The 20,158-nt window shown below is 68.2% G+C and carries 20 protein-coding genes and 2 pseudogenes; 13 read left to right on the top strand and 9 right to left on the bottom strand.

Annotated elements, in window-relative coordinates; all coding sequences use genetic code 11:
• Positions 1 to 118 precede the first annotated feature (118 nt).
• Positions 119 to 310, bottom strand: a pseudogene (locus tag ACFU8Q_RS24420) (hypothetical protein); the annotation flags it as partial.
• Between the two features lie 183 nt (positions 311 to 493).
• On the opposite strand from ACFU8Q_RS24420, the gene ACFU8Q_RS24415 reads away from it, so the two are divergent.
• A complete protein-coding gene (locus ACFU8Q_RS24415; protein ID WP_384457432.1) occupies positions 494 to 1,501 on the top strand; it encodes an NAD(P)/FAD-dependent oxidoreductase in 1,008 nt (335 codons plus the stop codon).
• Between the two features lie 6 nt (positions 1,502 to 1,507).
• Here the strand turns inward: ACFU8Q_RS24415 and ACFU8Q_RS24410 are convergent.
• A pseudogene (locus tag ACFU8Q_RS24410) lies at positions 1,508 to 2,300 on the bottom strand (IS5 family transposase).
• Between the two features lie 159 nt (positions 2,301 to 2,459).
• Between ACFU8Q_RS24410 and ACFU8Q_RS24405 the strand changes: the two are divergent.
• Entirely contained in the window at positions 2,460 to 3,221 is a 762-nt protein-coding gene (locus ACFU8Q_RS24405; RefSeq protein ID WP_384457430.1) for a maleylpyruvate isomerase family mycothiol-dependent enzyme, read from the top strand.
• Between the two features lie 4 nt (positions 3,222 to 3,225).
• Here the strand turns inward: ACFU8Q_RS24405 and ACFU8Q_RS24400 are convergent, their stop codons facing one another.
• Complete coding sequence (locus tag ACFU8Q_RS24400) at positions 3,226 to 3,351, bottom strand: hypothetical protein (RefSeq protein WP_384457428.1); 126 nt, start codon at positions 3,349 to 3,351, stop codon at positions 3,226 to 3,228.
• A 206-nt stretch (positions 3,352 to 3,557) separates the two neighbouring features.
• Between ACFU8Q_RS24400 and ACFU8Q_RS24395 the strand changes: the two genes are divergently transcribed.
• On the top strand, positions 3,558 to 3,791 hold the full coding sequence (locus tag ACFU8Q_RS24395; protein WP_384457426.1) for a hypothetical protein: 234 nt from the start codon (positions 3,558 to 3,560) through the stop codon (positions 3,789 to 3,791).
• Positions 3,792 to 3,885: 94 nt separating this feature from the next.
• Here the strand turns inward: ACFU8Q_RS24395 and ACFU8Q_RS24390 are convergent, their stop codons facing one another.
• On the bottom strand, positions 3,886 to 4,791 hold the full coding sequence (locus ACFU8Q_RS24390; RefSeq protein ID WP_384457424.1) for an aminoglycoside phosphotransferase family protein: 906 nt from the start codon (positions 4,789 to 4,791) through the stop codon (positions 3,886 to 3,888).
• A 696-nt stretch (positions 4,792 to 5,487) separates the two neighbouring features.
• On the opposite strand from ACFU8Q_RS24390, the gene ACFU8Q_RS24385 reads away from it, so the two are divergent.
• Both ACFU8Q_RS24385 and ACFU8Q_RS24380 read left to right on the top strand, forming a co-directional pair.
• Positions 5,488 to 6,225 carry a DUF1963 domain-containing protein gene (locus ACFU8Q_RS24385; RefSeq protein WP_384457422.1) on the top strand — a complete coding sequence of 246 codons (738 nt, stop codon included), beginning with the start codon at positions 5,488 to 5,490 and terminating at the stop codon, positions 6,223 to 6,225.
• A 281-nt stretch (positions 6,226 to 6,506) separates the two neighbouring features.
• Positions 6,507 to 7,331 carry an IS5 family transposase gene (locus ACFU8Q_RS24380; RefSeq protein WP_384457420.1) on the top strand — a complete coding sequence of 275 codons (825 nt, stop codon included), beginning with the start codon at positions 6,507 to 6,509 and terminating at the stop codon, positions 7,329 to 7,331.
• Here ACFU8Q_RS24380 and ACFU8Q_RS24375 read toward each other — a convergent pair.
• The 3 genes from ACFU8Q_RS24375 to ACFU8Q_RS24365 form a co-directional block, all read right to left on the bottom strand.
• Complete coding sequence (locus ACFU8Q_RS24375; RefSeq protein WP_384457418.1) at positions 7,303 to 7,800, bottom strand: hypothetical protein; 498 nt, start codon at positions 7,798 to 7,800, stop codon at positions 7,303 to 7,305. The two genes, ACFU8Q_RS24380 and ACFU8Q_RS24375, sit on opposite strands and share 29 nt — an antisense overlap.
• 240 nt (positions 7,801 to 8,040) lie before the next feature.
• Positions 8,041 to 9,675: an ABC-F family ATP-binding cassette domain-containing protein gene (locus tag ACFU8Q_RS24370; protein ID WP_384457416.1), complete on the bottom strand. Its 1,635-nt coding sequence runs from the start codon at positions 9,673 to 9,675 to the stop codon at positions 8,041 to 8,043.
• A 14-nt stretch (positions 9,676 to 9,689) separates the two neighbouring features.
• Complete coding sequence (locus tag ACFU8Q_RS24365; protein WP_384457414.1) at positions 9,690 to 10,940, bottom strand: MFS transporter; 1,251 nt, start codon at positions 10,938 to 10,940, stop codon at positions 9,690 to 9,692.
• Positions 10,941 to 11,566: 626 nt separating this feature from the next.
• Here ACFU8Q_RS24365 and ACFU8Q_RS24360 point away from each other — a divergent pair.
• Positions 11,567 to 11,932 (top strand): nucleotide pyrophosphohydrolase, encoded by a 366-nt coding sequence (locus ACFU8Q_RS24360; protein WP_384457412.1) that lies wholly within the window; start codon positions 11,567 to 11,569, stop codon positions 11,930 to 11,932.
• Between the two features lie 269 nt (positions 11,933 to 12,201).
• The gene (locus ACFU8Q_RS24355) at positions 12,202 to 12,744 is read left to right on the top strand and encodes a DUF1707 domain-containing protein (RefSeq protein ID WP_384457410.1); all 543 of its coding nucleotides are present in this window, start codon (positions 12,202 to 12,204) and stop codon (positions 12,742 to 12,744) included.
• Between the two features lie 138 nt (positions 12,745 to 12,882).
• Here ACFU8Q_RS24355 and ACFU8Q_RS24350 read toward each other — a convergent pair whose 3' ends face one another.
• Both ACFU8Q_RS24350 and ACFU8Q_RS24345 read right to left on the bottom strand, forming a co-directional pair.
• Positions 12,883 to 13,566 (bottom strand): alpha/beta fold hydrolase, encoded by a 684-nt coding sequence (locus ACFU8Q_RS24350; RefSeq protein WP_384457408.1) that lies wholly within the window; start codon positions 13,564 to 13,566, stop codon positions 12,883 to 12,885.
• A gap of 366 nt (positions 13,567 to 13,932) precedes the next feature.
• On the bottom strand, positions 13,933 to 15,195 hold the full coding sequence (locus tag ACFU8Q_RS24345) for a DUF418 domain-containing protein (RefSeq protein ID WP_384457406.1): 1,263 nt from the start codon (positions 15,193 to 15,195) through the stop codon (positions 13,933 to 13,935).
• Between the two features lie 194 nt (positions 15,196 to 15,389).
• Here ACFU8Q_RS24345 and ACFU8Q_RS24340 point away from each other — a divergent pair, with 194 nt between their 5' ends.
• From ACFU8Q_RS24340 to ACFU8Q_RS24315, 6 genes are all read left to right on the top strand, one after another.
• The gene (locus ACFU8Q_RS24340) at positions 15,390 to 16,058 is read left to right on the top strand and encodes a response regulator (RefSeq protein WP_384457403.1); all 669 of its coding nucleotides are present in this window, start codon (positions 15,390 to 15,392) and stop codon (positions 16,056 to 16,058) included.
• A complete protein-coding gene (locus ACFU8Q_RS24335; RefSeq protein WP_384457401.1) occupies positions 16,055 to 17,200 on the top strand; it encodes a sensor histidine kinase in 1,146 nt (381 codons plus the stop codon). Before ACFU8Q_RS24340 ends, ACFU8Q_RS24335 begins: the two co-directional genes overlap by 4 nt.
• A gap of 711 nt (positions 17,201 to 17,911) precedes the next feature.
• Positions 17,912 to 18,046 (top strand): hypothetical protein, encoded by a 135-nt coding sequence (locus ACFU8Q_RS24330; protein WP_384457399.1) that lies wholly within the window; start codon positions 17,912 to 17,914, stop codon positions 18,044 to 18,046.
• Complete coding sequence (locus tag ACFU8Q_RS24325; RefSeq protein WP_384457397.1) at positions 18,040 to 18,285, top strand: hypothetical protein; 246 nt, start codon at positions 18,040 to 18,042, stop codon at positions 18,283 to 18,285. The genes ACFU8Q_RS24330 and ACFU8Q_RS24325 overlap by 7 nt, the downstream gene beginning before the upstream one ends.
• A gap of 22 nt (positions 18,286 to 18,307) precedes the next feature.
• Positions 18,308 to 18,763 (top strand): muconolactone Delta-isomerase family protein, encoded by a 456-nt coding sequence (locus tag ACFU8Q_RS24320; RefSeq protein WP_384457395.1) that lies wholly within the window; start codon positions 18,308 to 18,310, stop codon positions 18,761 to 18,763.
• A 309-nt stretch (positions 18,764 to 19,072) separates the two neighbouring features.
• Entirely contained in the window at positions 19,073 to 19,963 is an 891-nt protein-coding gene (locus ACFU8Q_RS24315) for an NAD(P)H-binding protein (protein WP_384457393.1), read from the top strand.
• The last annotated feature ends 195 nt before the right edge of the window (positions 19,964 to 20,158 follow it).

Here is a 20,158-nt window from a genome sequence, read left to right as displayed (position 1 = left end):
GCCAGCTCTGGCACTGCATCACCACGCACACGATGTTCGATGAACGACAGGCGTTTCCGCTGCCTCTCGCCGTCGCGGCTTGACAACTAGATGCCGTGAGAGGTCCCTGGGGAGCCTTCTACGTGGCGGCCCACTCGTGTGGTCGGCCCCCGCGCCATTCCACCCATGAGGGGTCGTCGAGAAGGGGACCCGGGTCATCGAGCCCGGCCCGTCGCAGGAACTCGATGACGTCGATGTCGCTGTACGCGATGCCGAGGATGTGCGTCTTGCCGCCGCTGCGGACGGAGACGCGGCGGCCGCCGTCGGCACTGACTCCCGCGCATCCTCCAGCTCGTGGCCGGCCCGGAGGTAGAGCAGGTACGGAATGCCAATCCGGGCGAGGCGCTCGGCTCCGGCGGGCTTCTGCGGATGGGCGGCCTAGTGTCCCGCGTCTAAATCTCGTTTACGGGCGGACGCTGCGGACGTTAGGGTCATGAACGTGTTGAGCCCACGGGTGAGTAGAGACTTGGTCATCGTCGGCGCCGGCATTGTCGGCGCATCGGTGGCCTATCACGCTGCCCGGGCGGGCGCCACCGTGACGTTGGTCGACGCCGGGCGGCCGGGCGCCGGCGTGACGGCGGACTCGTTCGCCTGGGTCGGATCGTCCGGCGTGCTCAAAGGTCCGGCCGCCGGGCTGCGGGCCACCGCAACAGCGGAGTACCACCGACTCGGGGCCGAGTTGCCGGGACTCCCGGTGACCTGGTCCGGCTCGCTGAGCTGGAACAGGCAGGACAGTGCGCCGGACGCCGGGCCCGGGCAGATGATCGTGGATGCGACCACCGTGGCGATGCTCGAGCCCGCCCTTCGGCAGCCTCCGGAGTGGGCTGTCTGGGCGCCGGGTGACGGCGCTGTTGCCTCGGTGGGCGTGACCGAGCGGCTGGTCGAGGGCGCTCGCACCCATGGAGCTCGGGTACATCTAGACACGCCGGTTACCGCGGTCCGCCGGGATACAGCGGGCCAGATTACCGGGGTTGAGACGACATCAGGACCCCTCTCCGGTGCGACGGTGGTGCTGGCGGCCGGAGTTGCCACGGCCGCGCTGGGCGCGCCGCTCGGCGTGCGCGTCCCGGTCGAACCGTCGCCGTGCCCGCTGTTCCGGCTCCGCGCCCCGGCCGGTCTGGTCCGCACCGTGGTCAACACCGAGGACTTCGATCTGCGGCAAGTCGCCGCGGACAGGCTGATCGCCGCCGCGGACTCGCCCGAACGGACCCTTGCCGCCGTCCGGTCCACTTTCCATGGCACCGGGAGCGTCGAGCTGCTCAGCACCCGACTCGGAGTGCGCCCGATGCCGGCTGACGGTGAGCCGATCGTCGGCCCGGTCGCCGAGGTCCCCGGCCTCTACTTGGCAGTGATGCACTCGGCGGTCACGCTCGCCGCGGCCGTGGGACGCCTGGTCTCACGGGAGTTGGTCGAAGGAACCGTTGAGTCGGCTCTGTCAGGTTGCCGCCCGGATCGCTTCTAAGAGGAGCTAACACAATGCCTGGACTCGCCTGTAGGTGATCACACAGCAGGCGAGCTTCAGGAACGCCTCGTGGATGTCGTCGCGGATCTCCCAGCGGATTCGTAGCCGTCGGAAGCCGTGGTTCCACGCGTTCGTCCGCTCGACTACCCAGCGGACCGAGCCCAGGCCGGAGCCGTGCGGAACTCCGCGTCGGGCGATGACCGGCTTGATGCCGCGCTTCCACAGGAGCCGACGGTACTTGTCGAAGTCGTAGCCTCGGTCGGCGAACAACTGCCGCGGCCGGTGACGGGGGCGACCGGTCACTCCGCGGATCGCGGGATCGCGTCGAGCAGGGGCAGCAGCTGGGTGATGTCGTGGCGGTTGCCACCGGTCAGGGTGATGGCGAGCGGGGTGCCGCCTGCGTCGGTGATGACGTGGTGCTTCGAGCCGGGCCGGGCACGGTCGATCGGGCTCGGCTCGGTTTTGGGCCGCCCCGACGGGCCTGGTGGTGGGAGCCGTCGATCACCGCCCGGGACCAGTCCAGCTTCCCGGCACGGTGCAGCTCGGTCAGCAGCACCTGGTGCAGCCGGTCCCACACCCCGGCCTCGTGCCAGTCCCGCAGCCGGCGCCAGCACGTCATCCCGGACCCGAAGCCGAGCTCCTGCGGCAGCCACTCCCACTGGATCCCGGTGTGCAGCACGAACAGGATGCCCTGCAGGCAACCACGGTTGTCCAGTGGCAGCCGGCCGGGATGGCGCGGACGCCGCTGCCTGACCGGCAGCAACGGCTCGATCCGCCCCCACAGGTCATCCGGCACCATCCACGGAGGACCGTTCCCCTTCCCCATGACTCTTTCAACGAGCCAGCCAGGAAGGGGATATGGCTACGACCAAGCTTTCCATTAGGTGCTCTAACTCCCGCAGCTGACGGCCTGGAAAATAGGGTGCAGTCGGCTGAGCTGGGGTGATAGGTAAGCGATGTGACAGAGAGTCTTGAGTATTCCGCCCTGCTGCAACTGATCGACGAGCGGTCGGCCGCGTTCCGGAGTGCGGTTGCCGCCGCGCCCAGCCTTGACGCGCCGGTGCCATCCTGCCCCGAGTGGACGTTGTTCGATCTGGTGCAGCACCTGGGTACGGGCCAGCGCTGGTGGGCCGCGATCGTCGCCGCGGGCCCGGCCGAGGCTCCGCCGGCCAAGGATGCCGCGGAGGTGCCGCGCGAGCTCGAGGCGCTGCTGGCCTGGTACGCCGAGTCGAACGAGCTGCTGCTGAGTGCGCTGCGCGAGGCTGGCCCGGAGCGTGAGTGCTGGGCGTGGTGGGGCGCCGGCGTATCGCCGGCGAATGCCTGGGGCGTTGCCCGGCGCCGGGTGCACGAGCTGCTGGTGCACACCTACGACGCCCAGCTCGTCGCAGGCGCCGTGCAGCCGATGCCGACGGACGTCGCGATCGACGGCGTGGCCGAGTTTCTCGACACCTGCAACTCCACCCCGGCGGCCTGGCCGCACGAGGCCGCCACCATCCACTACCACGCCACCGAGGGCCGCTCCTGGCTCCTCGCGCTGGACGGCACCGGCGCCTGGCCCGCACCCCTCAAGGACGACGCCGCGCCCGCCTCCGCTTCGGCCACGGGCACGGCCGAGCAGCTGCTCCTTTTCGTCTGGGGCCGCCTCACGCTGAGCGACCTGAAGATCGAGGGCGACCAGCAGGTGTTCGAGCAGCTGATCGCCTGGGAGCCCGAGGAGTAGCCAGTCAATACCGCCAGCGGACGGCCTCGATGACGTCCGCGTCGGTGAACATCGCGAACAGCTCCGCCTCCGCGCGGCGGACGGCCAGTACGGCCTCGTGCAGCTCGGGCCCGAGCGCCTCCCACAGCACTGCCGACTCAGCCAGGAAGGGGATGTGGCTACGACCAGGCTTTCTGTTAGGTGCTCTAAGCCGCATGAGGTGTCTCTCTGCAGGAAAGAGAGAGGTCCCTCCTCATTCGCCCCCTCCCGGGCAGAGGGCGGCGTGCAGCCGCGCCGGTGATTGCCGGTTCGGACCGGTGCCGCCTCCGGTGCCGGGCGCATCGAGGCGACCGGGGAGTGCTGGTCTTTCTCGACCGTGCGCAGCTGCTTCCAGTCGACCTCGGTGCGCGTGGTGGGCAGAGCGTCGACGTCGGCGACGCGGTAGAGCGTGACGTCGACGGCCCCGGCCCGGGACGTCCTGAGACGGACCTCGATCGACTGGGCGGGCTTGATCCATTTCAGCCGCATCATGTGGTCGAAGTCCGCTTTACCGAGTTTCGGAGTGTCCGGATCAGTGATGACCTGGACTGATGCGTCGCGTAGGTGTCCGTGACGTGGGGTTTCCCGTGTCGGCTGCCTCAACCTCACGATCAGGACGGTCAGCGGTCACGCCCAGGCGAAACGGTCACGCGAGCGATTCGTCCGCCAGGACACGTTCCAAGGATCGTTGACCCATCCGACTCATGACCGGGTTGCTTTCGACGTAGTACCAGACCAACCCCATCGCTTGAACGAAAGCCCACGCCTTGCCTCGCTCCCATTCCAGGTCGTCGCAACCCAGGTGATCGCGGAGCACCTGCCGCGGCCCAGCCTCGAGCAAATGCCACGCGCTCACGAGATCCAGAGAAGGGTCAGCCGGCCCGAAGCCGCCAACGTCAAGAATCCCCGTAAGCCGACCAGCGGACACGAGCACGTTGCCCGGAATCAGATCACCATGGGCCATGACGTCCTCAGCTGCGCCTCGCGGCAGATCGCGCAATGTTGCCCAGATGCGACGAAGCCGAGGGACATCCAGGAGTTGCTCACTGTGCCTGAAACAGGTCTCCATCCACGCGTCATGGGAGTGCAGGTCGCCTCCTCGACCTGTGCCGGCAAACGTGCGGCCACGCGTGTCGATCGCGCGTAGGTCGCCGATGAAATCGGCCAGGTCGCGGGCAAACGTAGATGATTCGCCTGGGTCCTCGTTGATGGCCACGATCCCGGGCAGCCACGTCTGCACCGACCACGGAAGCGGGTAACCTGCCCCGGGTTCACCAAGCGCGACCGGCTCGGGCGTGAGGCAACGCGTGCGGCCTACCAGCTCGCGAGCCGCTTCCGCTTCGGCCTCCAGCCAGCGCCGCGTCGACTCGACGTCTGCGGACTCAAGAGGGAATCGAGCTGCGAACCGATCGCCAATGCGGAAGATGGCGTTGACCGTGCCCTGCGCAGTGATGCTCCTGACGGGCAGGCTCCGCCACTCAGGAAACTGCTGATCTACCAACGTGCGCACTGTCTCAGGTGACACCGTCAGCTGGTTGGCGTGCATCTTCATGGTGGAAGCATTCGCGTCACGATCTTCACCTGCAACCCGTTTTTCGTCGCGCAACCTTGCCTACTGGCACTCCGGCACGGAGTGGAGCGCCCCGGCGACGGCCCGAGGCGCGCCCTGCCGCTGGCCGCCCGGATCCTGCTCATGTCGTCAACCCACGGCGTGACGCCCGGGGTCGATGACTATCTGCCGGACCGGTCGTCTCCGGCGGACCTGGTGAGGGCCGGGCACGGCGCCGCACGGAAAGTCCGCCGCCCTGCCGGCCCTGTGTCACCGCTGCCCGACCGGGATGAACTTTCCGAAGGGAGCTGCAGGCGCTGGACTTCATCGCCGTCGGACTCACCCACGCTCAGGCCGCGCGTGGCCTGAGAAGCGATTCCCAAACCGGAAGGCAGGGGGCTTGCTCGAACTGTCGTCCAAGCGGGACTCGTTCGGGCGATCAAGGCTCGGCCGTGCATAGCAGCAGGGCCTCTTGAACATCTCGGTGGTGTCGAGTCAGCCGAGGACAAGTGGCCCTGATGTCCCGCTGTGTCGCTCCGCACCTTCCTCGTCCACTTCCGGTGCACCGACGTGTGACTGTCTTGTCGGCCAGGTCTGTGGCGCATGGTTGCGAACCTGGGTGGCAACGGAGACCACCCGGATTGATCGGTGCGGCCGCCTGGTAGGCGGGCAATGATCGCCCCTGGATATTCTGTGAATATGAGATCGATGGATCCGTTCCGCGACCTAGCCCGCGACCAGGGCATACCCCAGGACGAGGTCGAGCGGTGGCTCGATGCAACCGTCCGTCCGTGCGCGATGCTGGGCGCAGGGGAGCCGACCGACGGCCCGATGGTCGGACGGCTCGGCGGGCTGCCGCCGATGCCCGAGGACGAGCCCGTGCCGGACTTGCCGTTCCTCGCCTCGGTCGACCTCGCGGCCATCCCACCGGGCGCGACGGACCTCCCGTTGCCGAAGGATGGCACGCTGCTCTTCTTTGCGGACACATCTGAATCTACCCCGTGGACACGACGCGACTGGTCCCGGCTCGTCTATGTCCCGGTTGGCAGGCCAGTCTCCAAACGCGGTCCGGGCGATGAGTGGCCGCCGCAGGTCCACTCGGCCCATGATCTCTATCTGGTGATCGATCCCTCGCTGCCCAACCGCGGCGACTACACCGAGGAGTTCCCGCACGGTGAGGAGATGGGCGAGGTGTGGTGGGAAACCTCCGACGATGTACAGACGGGCGGATCGGTGCAGATAGGCGGCTACCCCTGGGTCTGGAACAACGATCCCGTCACGGACTACGACCGCGGCCCGGGCGACTGGGTGCTGCTCGCGGAGATCGGGGCGGACTACGGTGATCTTCTGGGCAGGGTCCACTGGGTGATTCGCCGGGACGACCTGGCCGCTGGCCGTTTCACCCGGGCCCGGGCCTGCTACGACACAGTCGGCTGACGTGGCCTCAGAGGGCATTCCCAGATAGCGCGAGGTCCGGTCGAACTGCCGTCCCGGCAGGTCTCCTTCAGGTGATCAACGGCTGCCGGAGCATAGTGGAAGGGCTTCTTGAACATCTCGGTGATGTCGAAGTCAACCGAGTACAAGAGGCCCTGATGTTCGACTGTGTCGTGTCCGTACCTGCCGCGTCCACTTCCGGTGCACCGGGGTGTGACTGTCTCGCTCACCGGTTCGGAAATGCCGCCGATCACCCGGACCGTGCAAGGTGCTACGACTCCGACATGAGTGATGCGGAATGGGCGGTGGTCCGTCCTCTGCTGCCCGTCCCGGCCTGGATGGAGGGCCACGGCGGACGCCCGGAAGGCTACTGCCACCGTCAGCTGATCGATGCCGTGCGCTACCTGGCCTGGGAAGGTGTGCGTTGGGCGAGCATGCCGCGCGACTTCCCGACATGGCGGGCGGTCTACCGCTTCTTCCGTCGCTGGCGCGACAACGACCTGATCAGGGAACTCTACGCACGGCTGCGCACCCGCCTGCGCGAGGTGGCTGGCAAGAAGGCCGAGCCGAGTGCCGCGATCATCGACTCGCAGTCCGTGAAGGGTGACGCGACCGTCCCCGCTCGCTCACGCGGCTACGACGCCGGCAAGAAGATCAACGGACGCAAGCGGCACATCGCCACCGACACCCTCGGCTTCCTGCTGACCGTCATCGTGACGGCGGCCTCGGTCAGCGACCGCGACGCCGGACACGACCTGCTGAAGGCCCTGCGCGAACGGCACCGCCACATCCGGCTGGTCTGGGCCGACAGCGGCTACACCGGCTGGCTCGTCTCCTTTGCCCACGCCGCACTCGCCCTCGCCCTGACCGTCGTCAAACGCTCCGACGACACCACGGGCTTCACCGTGCTCCCACGCCGCTGGAGTGTGGAACGAACCTTCGCCTGGCTGATCCGCTCCCGCCGCCTGGCCCGCGACTACGAAACCCGCACCGACAGCGCCCAGGCCCTGACCTGGTGGGCAGCGAGCATCACCGCCACCCGCCGCCTCGCCCGAGGCGGCGCCCCGACATCCTGCCGCCTCAGCCCGGCCACCCCGGCCGCGGCCTGAACAACCCCGCCCGCACCTCGGTCAGCCACCCCCGCTCCACCAGCCGCTTCGCACGCCACCGAGCCGCCTGCTCACGGGCATCACTCGCCTCCCAGCCCAGGCCCTCCCGCAGCCCACGCGCCCGCACCCCGTCACCACCCCGGCCGGCGTCCTCCTGGACCAGGGACACGATTCGGGCGTAATCCTCGGGCAGAACCTTTGCCTCCAAGCCCTCGCACCACCCCGCCACGTCCGCCTTCCCACCAGCGTTCCCGGTGGCCGGCACCACCGCCCTCCGAGGCGGCACCTCCTCAACGGTCGTCTCCGCCAACGCGTCAACGAGCTCCTCACGAGCGATCACCACACGGCGCGCGGCCTCCTCCGCAGCCGCCACCGCCACCTGGACCCGCTCCAGCTCCGCCCGCAGTTCCTCGGCCCGCACAAGCGCAAGCCGTTCACGCTCCTCCAACACCGCGATCACCGACGGCATCCGCCACCTCCATACCCCAGCCTGAACCGACGGCCCTAGCATGCCTAAACGACGAGCAACCTGCCCCTGACCTGGGAAGACTTGACACTACGTCCGGTTTGGGAATGCCTTCTGAGCATCAACCAGCACACGGTCGACACCCATGTGAAGCGGATCTGTTCGAAGCCGGGTGTGCGTAACAAGGCGGACATGGTTCGCCTTGCCCTGGCCCGGTAGGCCGGCAGTCGGCAGAGCTTTAGCTCACGGCCGTCGGTAGTCGTCGACGCGGATGGTGCGGTCGACGCGGACGGCGTCGGCCAGACGTCGGTCGTGCGTGATCAGCAGCAGCGTGCCGGTGAAGGAGGCCACCGCTTGTTCGAGCTGTTCCACCGCTTCGATGTCCAGGTGGTTGGTGGGCTCGTCGAGTATCAGGCAGTTGACACCTTGTGCCTGCAGAAGTGCGAGACCGGCGCGGGTGCGTTCGCCCGGCGACAGCGACGATGCCGGCCGCAGCGCCAGGTCCTGGCCAAGCCGGAATTTGGCCAGGAGTGTACGGGTCTCGGTGGTGTCCATGCCGGTGGCGTCGCCCACGACGTCGGCGGTGGACCGTTCGCAGTCCAGTAGGGCTCGTGTCTGATCGACCTCGCCCAAGCGGGCAGCGGAGCTGATGTGCTGCGTGCCCTTCGCCAACCGCAGACGACCGAGCAGGGCGCTCAGCAGCGTCGTCTTGCCGCTGCCGTTGTGACCGGCGATCCTCACCCGCTCACCGAAGCCGACCTCAAGATCCAGGGGCCCGAGATGGCACGATCCGCGCCGCACGACTGCCCCGTGCAGCGACAATGCGGTCCCGGACGGGGCGCCGGCCTCGGCGATCGTGAACTGCAGTCGCCATGCCTCCCTCACCTGCTCAGGTGCGGCGGCATCAAGCCGCTGGACGGCACGGTCGGCCTTGGCAGCTGCCGCACCGGTGTTCTGCGCACCAGCGAGCCGGGACGCCTTGCGGAACTTGTCCCCATCGGGCTGCCGCCGCGGATTGACCGCACGAGCCGCGCCCTGACGGGCCCACTCCCGCTGCGTGCGGGCCGTGCCGGTCAGCTGCTGCCGGGTGGCCTCATAGGCCGCGTAGGCCTCGACAGCCCGCTGCCGGGCGGCGGCACGCTCCGTGACGAAGCTGTCCCAACCACCGCCGAACTCGCTGGTACGGCGGGTGAACTCGTCCAGTTCCACGACCTTGTCCACCGTTGCCGCCAGGAAGGCACGGTCGTGGCTGATCAGCGCGATGCCCGCCCGACTGTGCTGGACATGGAGCTCCAGCCGGGACAACCCGTCGTCGTCCAGATCGTTGGTCGGCTCGTCCAGCAGCAGGATATCCGGTTGAGCCAGCAGCACGGCGGCCAGCGCCAGTCGTGCGCGTTGTCCACCGGACAGCTCGCAGGTGGCTCTGGCGTCGAGCCGCAGTCCGAGGTCGGCCGTAACGTCAGCGGCGCGTTCGGGAAGGTCGGCTCCTCCCAGGGCGAGCCACCTGTCCCAGGCCTCGACGTAAGCATGGTCTGCGCCAGGCAGTTGCTCCTCCAGCAACCGGGTGGTGGCGTCCAGGTCCTTCTGCGCCTGGGCGACACCGGTACGGCGGGCGAGATAGTCACCCAGCGGCTCGCCGTCGTGCATGTCCCTTTCTTGGGCCAGACGGATGACGGTTGCAGTCACCGGCGCCCGGGTTACGGTCCCGCTGTCCGGAGCCAGGTCACCGCCGGCTATCCGCAGCAGGGTTGACTTGCCTGTGCCGTTCGGGGCGACGATGCCCACGCGTTCCCCTGCCGAGACCGACAGGTCCGCCCCGTCCAGGACGGTGAGACCGCCGTACGCATGGGTGATGCCGGTGCAGCGAAGCTGGGCCACGTCTTGGGTGCTCCTCACGAAGTCGGGATCGTTGCCCTGTGGTCGAGTCGGTCCTTGACTGTTGCGGGTGACGCAAGCTGGACGGTACCCGGCACCATGAGTACGGCATAGGTGGACGTCAGCAGAACGATCACTGCAATAATCGCGAACGGTGTGATTCCCATGAGGGCGACCAGCAGGGGAGCAGCGGCCAGAGCGACGGGCTGCAGGCCGAAGCTGGCCAGGGCCTCCAGGGCGAAGACCCGGCCCTGGACCTCGTCGGGGAACTCGTTTTGCAGCGAGCTGTACCACAGCACCATGAAGCAGCCGACGCCGACAGAACCGGCCGCAACCGCCAGACAGAATCCCCACAGTGGGACTTCGACCATCAGGCACACCGGCGTCAGCAGACACGGCGCCAGCGCGTTCATCGCCCACAGGCCGGGGCGCTTGGAGGTGATCCTGGCGCCGATCACGGATCCGAGCACGGAGCCGGCGAACATGGCGGCACTCACCCAGCCGAACGCTTGGATGCCGTAGCGCTCCTGGCTGACCATCGGCACCAGGACGAAGTTCGGGCCGAACAGGAAGAACACCTGGGCCGTGCCCTGCAGCATCAGCGCTGCCACCCATGGACGGCGCCGCACCTCGACCAGCCCGGTCTTCGCCTCGGCGAACACCGCGCGTAGCCCCTGCTCCTGCTGCTCATGCGCGACGTGGATGCGCGGCAGCCGCAGCCACACCAGGGTCACCAGGCTGATCACAAAAGTCAGCATGTCGATCAGGAGCGTGCGCGGCCCCGAGACACCTGAGAGCAGCAGACCGGCCAGCAGGGCCCCGATCAGACCGCCCACCCGCTTGGTGGCGGCATCTATGGCGTTCGCGCGCTGCCGCAAGTCTTCGCTGACAACCTGAGCCAGTGCCGCGCGATGCGCCGGCTCGTACAGCGCTGTGCCGGCGCCGGTGAGAGCCGCGGCGGCGAGCAAAGCAGCCATCGGTCCATGCGAGGCGAAGAGTAAAAAACCGCCAACGCCGACGATGCGGAAGACATCGGCTGCCGCCATGACCACGCTGCGGGAGTAGCGGTCGGCGATGACCCCTCCGAGCAGGAGCAGCACACCCATGACCGCGGACTCGACGGCGAGCAGCAGACCGAACGTGCCGACGCCTCTGCTGGGCACCACCAGCGCCGGAAGGACGACGATGGTGAGCTGATTCCCGAGGGTGCTGGTGGCCTGGCCGAGCCAGAACATCCGGTAACGGGCATCGCGGATCAAGATCCGCACACTGGCTTGTGTCATCCGAGAGGGTCCAATGCTTTTCGTGCGGGAGTCGGCGAGGTTATCCGAGGGGGTGGGGCCATCGCGCGTCAATATCGACACCATCGCCGAGTACTGTCCTGATTCGTTCACGGAAGGCGGGGGAGGGGCTGCCGAAATCCACTGTGAGCAACTGCTCCGATGTAGCTCGGGCTATCTTCCACGAGGTCTCGTCGGGGCCATGGGCGGACAGGTCCTCCACCGTCACGATGCTGTGCAGGCCGGCGAGGGAAACCGAGGCTGCTGCCAGGCGGTGGTGTCATTTCGCCGTGCGGCAGATGTGACAGGGGAGCGGAAGATCCCCCGCGTCCCGCTGCGCTACGACCGTGCCATACCAAAGGCGAGAAGCTGGCCGCTGAGTGCACCACAATGTGCCGCGCTCCTGATGCGGCTGGTGCGCACCGGGGGAGCACGGGCTGATTGTCACCGGCGATGGGGTGCACCCGCGAGGGGGAGCGCGGCGCATCGTCGGTGCACCGTACGCGCCCCCATCCTGCGCAATCATGGGCGGCTCCCCGACCCGGACCACCGCAATCCCTGGACAGCGCGATCGGGGCCAAGGTTGCACCGGGGGGACAGGGAAAGGCTGAGGCATGGACCTCAACGAACTCCAGCGCCGCGCCCTGCACATCCATGACCTCTACGACGAGCTGAACCTGAGAGAACGCGGCCGGACGTGGACACGTGAGGAGTTCATGCTCGGCTTCGTCGGGGACGTCGGCGATCTGGCAAAGATCGTCATGGCACAGGAAGGAGCCCGTGGCATGCCGGGCGGCCGTGCCGCTCTTGAGCACGAACTCGCGGACTGCCTGTGGTCTGTGCTGATCCTCGCGCACCGGTACGACGTCGATCTGAACGCTGCGTTCCTGCGCACGATGGACGGACTCGACCAGTCGATCACTGCGCGGGGCGGACGTGATGCCGACCAACGTGAACGTGGTCAGGATGTCACTGCCTGAGAGGGAATTCCGATCGTCACGCCCTGGCCGCCGAGGACGCTCAGGCCATCGTGCTGGCTGCCAGGGTGTACGTTCGCCGAACGGCCGCGAGCACGACAGACAGTCCCGACTTCGACCGCGCCAGAAAGCTGCTAGTGCTGTGACCGCATAGGTTCGCCGGGTTGAGCGACCAAGGTCATGGTGGTGAGCCGTCGGCCTCCTTATCAAATGCCTTGCCCGCTCAGGGTCTTGGCACGTTCACATCGTCGGGGCGGCACTAGAGTGAAACGGTGACCTCTCCGCAGGAAGATCGGTTGCCACTGCTCAGCGAAGACGACCGCGAGACGGCCGTGCAGCGCCTGCAGGAGGCATACGCCTCTGAGCGCATCTCGCACGAGGAGATGGACGAACGTCTCGACCAGGTGCTCACCGCAAATACGCATGGCGAGCTCGCGTCGGCTATGGCCTCGCTTCCGGAGGGGAGTCCGGATGCCACGTCAACGATCGCCGCCGCCGGCGGACGGATCCAGCGGCGCGGCGTATGGCGGGTGCCTCGGATCCTCAAGGTGGAGTCCGCATTCGGAAGGGTGCGCCTGGATCTGTCCCGGGCGGTCATCGAGTATCCGGTCGTCGACATCGAGCTGCTACTCGGCGCCGGCGGGGCCAAGATCACAGTGCCTCGCGACGCGATCGTTGACGTCGAGGGTCTGCGCACGGGATGGAAGGACCTGCGCTACAAGATCCGGCGGCGTTCCCGCCCCGGCGGGCCGAAGATCCGAATCTCCGGGGCCATGGAATTCGGACGGTTGATAATCCGTCACGCGCGGCGCTGAGGCTTCATTCGGCATCCGGATTACCCGTACGGCACTTTGTCCCCGCTCGGCTGCTGGTGCCATGGCGGGTTGGTCAGGCTGCGGATCCGAGGCGGCAGACCACTAACGAGCGCAACCTGACTGCCCAACCCGGCACCGCTAGGAGTTGGCGGCCTTTGCCAGGACGCGGGCGAGTTCGCGGGGGCGGGTGGCCATCGGCCAGTGGCCCGAGTCGAGGTCCACGTACTCAAGGTGGGTAGCGCGGGCGAGCTCAGGACTCTCACCGGAGGCGATCCACTCCTTGGCCTGGGTGGGGGTGAACTCGGGGCAGACAACCACAACGGGGACGTCGAAGCGGCGCTCGTTGGTCAGGCGTACGACTCCCGTGGCGACTGCCTCGGGGACTGGAAGGGCGGCGGACGCGATGCGGTCCCGGGTCTGCTGGTCCAGGTCGGCGGTGTCCGCGGTTTCAAAGGGATCCCAGCCCGGGAAGGGCATGGCGCCGCCCTCGATCGCGAAGTGATCGGCGTAGGGCCGCCCGTCGGCGGCGGGGAAGCCGCCGATCAGGGCGACCTTGGCCACCTTCTCCGGTCGCGCGTCAGCGGCCAGCCAGGCCAGGGTCGATGCTGCGGAGTGCCCTACCACCAGGGGCTTTCCGGGCGCCGCGTCAACTGCGGCAAGCACTGCTGCCAACTGGTCATCAAGCGTTGCGGAGGCGGCGCCGTCGCCCTGGCCTGGGAGGGTGAGCGGCACGGGATGGTGGCCGAGCGCGTCGAGTTCGGGCACGACGTCGTCCCATGCGGATCCGTCGAGCCACAAGCCAGCGATGAGCAGGATGTCCACGGTGGTTCTCCCGGATAGGAGTCGGATCTGGTTGCCGACACGCTACCGGGAGGCTCTGACACCGGGCTCCGGTCAGAGTGCGATCTTTGAAAACGGCGGCTTGACCCAACCCAACCCGGCGAACCTACGCGGTCACAGCACTAGTGATCGATGAACTCGGCTATATCCCGCTGCCGGGCGACGGCGCCTCAGCCCTGTTCCAGGTGCAAAAGCCTCCGACGACACCTGACGAAGATTGGTGACTGGGCCCAGCGAACGCCCCAGTCGATAGTGAGGCCCTGGTCCCAGCTGCAGCCATGCCGGTCGGCTCTACGGTCACGGCTCGGTAACGTCGCTGGGCGGCCCTGACCCTGCACAGCCACCGTCTCACTTGATGTGCTGGGCGGGCCGGGTGGCGATGTGGAGCAGGTACTCCAGGGGGCCACGCCGGAACAGACGGGTCCAGACGGTCGCCAGGAGCGCGGCGGCAGCGATGAAGCCGAGGAGTACGGGCAGGGCGGACAGGGTCTGGTCCTCGATCGCGGCCACGTGCCAGACATTGGTGAAGAACCAGAGGGCGACGATGTGCAGGACGTAGACAGTTAGCGCCGTCGTGCCGACTGCCGCAATGGGTGCGGCCAGGCGTGTGAGGCGTGGCAGGCGGTCGGCGACAGTCAGGCACGCGGCCACCACTACGAGGGCGATGCCCGTGTTGCCGAGGATGGAGAAGGTCGTCTGGCTATGCGGTGCGGCCACCAGCAGCCAGGCGAGCGGCGTGTGGTCCCCGGGTTCACCGACGGTGTCGGACCACCACGCAGACGACGCCGAACCGCCATTCGTGGCGGCCACGACGGCGGAATGAGCGTGTGGGACCAGGCGCAGGGCCAGCCAGGAGCCTCCGTAGCCGAGCACGGCGAGCGCCCCGCCGGTCAGAGCCAGCCGGGATCGGATGCCAGTGCGAATGAGGTCGAGCCGGGCCACCGCCATACCCGCGATCAGGAACGGCATCCAAGTGAGAACCGGATACTCCCCCGTGAACAGCAACTCGACGAAGCCGTCCGTGCCGCTGATCCAGGCCAGCGGATCCCGTGCAGTGATGGCGTCGGCCCAGTTCCCTTCTTCGATCGACTTCCTTATCACGTACAGGACTTGAGGCAGGACCAGCACACCAGCGACAGCGATGAGTGCGAGCGTCCTTGCCCGCAACCGGTACAGCGGGAGGGCGATCAGGAAAAGCGGCCCGTAGAAGCTGAGGATCACGTCGACCCCGGTGTCCAGGGCGGTCAGGGCGTAGCCGAGCGCTGCCAGGACGACGGCACGGATCACGATTCTGACCACCGCCTGACGGCCAGAGCGCCCCGTCCGCGGATGCGGACGGCCGGTGATAAGGATCAGCGAGAAGCCCGCGAGCAACGCGAAGAGGGCGGAGGAACGGCCCCGCGCCACCTCTAGCAGGAACCCCACCGGCCCGCCCACTGTCACGTCGGGGCCGACATGGGCGGAGTACATCCCGAAGACCGCGAGCCCGCGGACCAGATCGATGCCGATCACTCTGCCCGTCGACGGCGCGATGCTCGCGCTGGACGAGTGATCCGCCTCAAGCTCACGTGACACCTGTGCCGGTTCGATCAACAATGCGTTCTGTGTCATGCCTTGAGGTTTCACCGACCGCCCGCCCCAGCCACCCCGGCGGCTTTCCGAAGGCACCCTGCCGACCGGCCGAAGTTGACCGGCCGACCGGCTGGAACCGCATCCCCGGCTGTCGCGAAACGCATCTACCCGGCGGACGGACGGCTCCTGGCGTGGTACGGATCAATCGGCGGCATGCGACGAGCGGAGCGCACGTGATCCGGGTACTGGTAGTCGACGACGAAGCCCTCATCCGCATGGGCTTCACACACATTCTCAACACGGTGGACGACATCGAGGTCGTGGCGGCGGTTTCCGGCGGCCAGGCTGTGTCGGCGGTGCGGGAACTCCGCCCTGACGTCGTCCTGCTGGACATCCGGATGCCCGACGTGGACGGGCTCACCATTCTGGCCAACCTCCGCCGCATTCCGGACCCCCCGGTAGTGGCCATGCTCACCACGTTCGACACCGACGAGTACGTGGCGACCGCCCTGCGCTCAGGTGCCGCCGGATTTCTGCTCAAGGACACCGATCCTGAGCACCTTCCTCACCTCGTGCGAACCCTGGCAGACGGCGGGACCGTGCTGTCGTCCAAGATCACTCGCACCGTGGTGGACGCCTACCTCGACAAGGGCACGCACGAGCCCCCCGCCGCCCGCCTCGCCGCCCGGCTGACCGAGCGCGAGCGTGCCGTCCTCATACTCATGGCGGAAGGACTCGCCAACACCGACATCGGTGAACGGATGCATCTGAGCACCGGCACTGTCAAAGGCCACGTCAGTACCGTATTAAGCAAGCTGCAGGTCAGCAGCCGCGTCCAGGCGGCCCTGATCGCCGAACGCGCAGGTCTCCTCGCTCCACCGCGGGACGGGGACACGCGATGAACCTCCGACGCCCGCCGGCTCCGCTGCTGGACACCGCCCTCGTCGGGGCCTCGCTGGCAGACGCATGGGTCAACGTCCACGTCGAGGAGCACGCGGCCATGGCCTGCGCTCTGCTCGCCGCGCTGGCCCTCGCGGTGCGTCGCCGTCTGCCACTGACGACCTTCGTGCTCACGCTTCCTACCGCCCTGGTCACCGACTCGGTGTTCGCAACGATGGCCGCGCTCTACACGCTCTCCTCACTCAGCCGCCACCGTGTCCTGCTGGCCGGCTGCGCCCTGGCCTACGCGATCAACGACTTCCTGCCGTGGCCGTGGTCGTCTCTGAGGACCGCCGACCTCGCCCAGACCCACAACCTGGTCCACCTCACGTACACCCTGGCCACTGCAGTGGCCCCCGTCTTCCTGGGCCAGCTCGTACAGGCCCGACGCGAACTGTCCCAGCGGCTCGCCGAGATCTCCGACGCCCGTGAACACGAACGGCTGCTCACCGCCCAGAGCGTCCTGGCGAAGGAACGCGCACAACTTGCCCGGGAGATGCACGACGTGGTCTCCCACCAGGTCAGCCTCATCGCTGTGCAGGCCGGAGTACTCCAAGTGGGCAGCCAAGACGCCGAGACCAAAAAGGCCGCGGCCACGATCCGACGGCTCAGCGTCCAGACCCTGGACGAACTGCGGCACATGGTCAGCGTGCTGCGCGCCTCGGGCAGCCGCCCCACGGAGCTCACTCCCCAGCCTTCTCTTGCCGATCTGCAGCAACTGGTCGGAGGGAGCGGCATCGACGCGGAGCTGGAGACGGACCTGCCCGAAGGCCTGCCGCCCCCCGTCCAACGCGCCGTCTACCGGACCGTCCAGGAAGCCCTGACCAACGTCCGCAAACACGCCCCCGGCGCAACGGCGAGGGTATGCGTCCACCACAGGGACAGCGCCATCCACACCGCCATCACCAATACCGCCCCCACCCGGCCAGCGCTCCCCCTGCCCAGCGCCCATCACGGCCTCGCCGGGCTACGCCAACGCGCTGAGCTCCTCGGCGGCACCATCGCTGCCGGGGCCACAGCCGACGGCGGGTACAGACTCCACCTGAAACTGCCGATCAGGGAAAGACTGGCTCCCACCAGCGCTTCCGCACCGGTCGAGTCGTAACGCATTTGGGCTCGTCACTGGGTCTCCGAGGCAGATGGATAGCTTTCACCGTCCTGACCCGCTCCGACCGGACGCAGGCCAGGGGGTTCCTCAAGCACCTGTGCCGCTTCGGTCTGAGCCCGGAGACCGAGCGCCGCAAGGACATCTGGGACGCGAGCGTCTTCGGCCTCGGGGGAACCTTCTCTTTCACCGGAATCACCCAGCCCTGGCTGAGGGTGGGAGCCAAGACCTGGGCCTTGGACGACCTCCCCCGGCGTCGGGGGACGAGCGGCAAAACCCCACCGTCCGGCGTCACCTCAAGGCCCTCACCCGCCTCTCCGAAAGTCTGCATCCGGGCCGGGACGACCACGGCGCCACTCCTCCTCTTCTCGGCCGCGACGACATCACCGCCTTCCTCCACCGGCTGGGCTTCCTCCACCGACGCGGGGACATCTCCGCCTGCACGCAGTTCAACACCGTCAGGGACACCAGACGCGTCCTGACCCGGCTGCGCACACTGGGCCTGACCAGGCAGGGACAGCCCCTGCACCGTCTGCTGGACGACTTCGTCCTGCGTCAGGAAGACGCCCCCGACGACCCCGAGGACTCGGAGGCTGGCCGCGACCTGCCGCCCTCCACCGTCCGGCCGTTGCCAGCCAGGTCCTTCACCAGCCCGTGACTGTACGGGCGGGGCACCGATGATCGTACTCCGCGCGGTGGTAGATGTCGGTCATGGACTGGACGCTGCCCGAGCCGATACTCGCCGAGGCCGTGAGCATCCCGGCGCTGCCCAGGGGCTTCGCGGCGGAGCCGAAGTGGGACGGCTACCGGGCCATGGTGGCCCGGTACGCCGAGGGCGGGTGGTGATCCGTTCCCGGTGCGGCACCGACATGACGGCCGCGTTCCCCGAGATCGCCGCGGCGGCGGCCGCCCTCCCAGCAGACGTCTGCCTGGACGGGGACCTGGTGGCGTTCGGGCGGCTGCAGGGCCGGCTGAGCCGCACCCCTGCCGGGGCGGACAGGCTGGCAGCGCAGTGGCCGGCCCATTTCGTGGCGTTCGACCTGCTGCGCCTGGGGGCCGATCGCACCGGCGCGCCCTGCAGGTGATCCGAACGACCCCGACACCACGGTGCGGTACCTGCAGACGTTCCTCGGCCGACACACCGAGGATGAAGTCCGAGCCCACTATGAGGCGTACATCGCAACGCAGTTCACCACCGACGGCCGAGTCGACCTCTCCATCTGCGTCAACGCGATCACAGCGGTCGCCGCCGAACTCGGTGTCCCTGCCACTTTCACCGCAGACGAGTTCTACCGCACCGCAACCGTAGCTACGACGTCCGCCTGGAGGTCCCCAGCTCACAGCCGCGAAGCCCTGCCTCTCCCGAAGAAACACTCGAGGAAGCAAGAGAGGTCCCCGCTGTGGCGCACGGTCGGGGAGCCCCGCGTCATCGGCGTACGGCGCGCCGACGACAAGGCGGAGTTGCGTGAGAAGGTCCTCGGAAGCATGCCCCAGTGGCCCTGGACGACCGCGGTGATCACCGCCTTGCAGCCGCACCCCAACGATCCGGACCTGGCAGGCTGAGTCTTCCGGTAGGGCACCTCACTGCCGCGGCTCGCTGCGCCGATCCGGTCGAACGGGGGTCCTGATCGGGCGGTCACGGTGCGGTCGGTGCAGTATGGCGCGGCGTCGCTGACGCTGCTGGCTGGTGGAAGGCTGCTGCAGGGGGGGCGGCCACCTCGCGGCTCCTGGCGGCCCGGGGCACGCTCGTGGTGGTGAACCACCACGCCATCACGGAGCCGGAGGATCCAACCGAAAGAGCATTGCCTTTCCCTGGACACAATCGGATGAAGGGGTTCCGCGATCACGGCGGCCCCGGACGGAGGGAAACCCATGTCCGAGAAGAACCACGAGACGGTGGCGGTCACTGGGGTGACCGGGGCGCTGGGCGGCCGGATCGCGGCCCGACTCGCCGGTCACGGCGTCCCCCAGCTCCTCGTCGGACGTAGCCCCGACCGGATGCCCGAACTGCCAGGCGCCCAGCGGCGCGGTCCGGCCGCCTACGCCGATGCCTCCGCCATGCGCAAGGCGCTTGAGGGCGCGTCGACCCTCGTCCTGGTCTCCGGACACCGCACGGGGCGCCGACTGGAGGAACACGCCACCGTGGTAGAGGCCGCGATCGCGGTCGGCGTGAACCGGGTCCTGTATGTGTCCCTCGTCAGTGCGGCACCCGTCGCCACCTACATCAACGCCCGCGACCAGTGGGCGACCGAACAGTTCCTGGCAGGGGCCGGGATCCGCCACACGGTGCTCCGGGCGGGCTTCTACACGTCGACGCCGGCCGCCCTCGCCGACGATGAGTTCGTCGTGAGCGGCCCCGCGAGCACCGGCCGGGCCGCCTTCGTCACCCACGAGGACATCGCCGACGTGATCACGGCCGTCGCTCTCGACGAGGGTCCCCGCTCCGAGCACGACGGCGCGACCCTGGAGATCACCGGGCCCGAGGCTCTGACCCTCGACGAAGCGGTCACCCGGATCGCCGCGGCAGTCGGCCGGCCCTACCGCTTCGAACCCGAGACCCTTGAGGAAGCCTTCGCGCGGCGATGGCGACTGGGCATGAGCGGGGAACAGATCGAGACCTGGATCTCGTGGTACCAGGCGATCGAAAGAGGCGAGATCTCCATGGTCACCGACGTCGTCCCCCGGCTCACCGGCTCACCGGCGACCCCGATCTCGGACGCGGCCTGGTGGCCCGCGCCGAACACCGCGCGTGGTGCCCCCTGAGCTCAGGCGGGCCCGATAACGCTCGGGCGGGTGAAGTTGAACGTCGACAAGCTGGGCGCGCTCGGCGAGCCGAAGTCCATGACCTGGCTGCGCAAGCGGGTCGAGAGGATGCTCCCGAAGATCGACCTGCCGGACCTTTTGTTCGAGGTGAACTCCTGGACCGGGTTTCTCGACGCCTTTGTGCACCTCGGCGAC

The organism is Streptomyces sp. NPDC057543, from assembly GCF_042801895.1.
Classification (GTDB): domain Bacteria; phylum Actinomycetota; class Actinomycetes; order Streptomycetales; family Streptomycetaceae; genus Streptomyces.
Note: the sequence above shows the minus strand (reverse complement) of the source record. Positions and strands in the feature narration are given on the sequence as shown.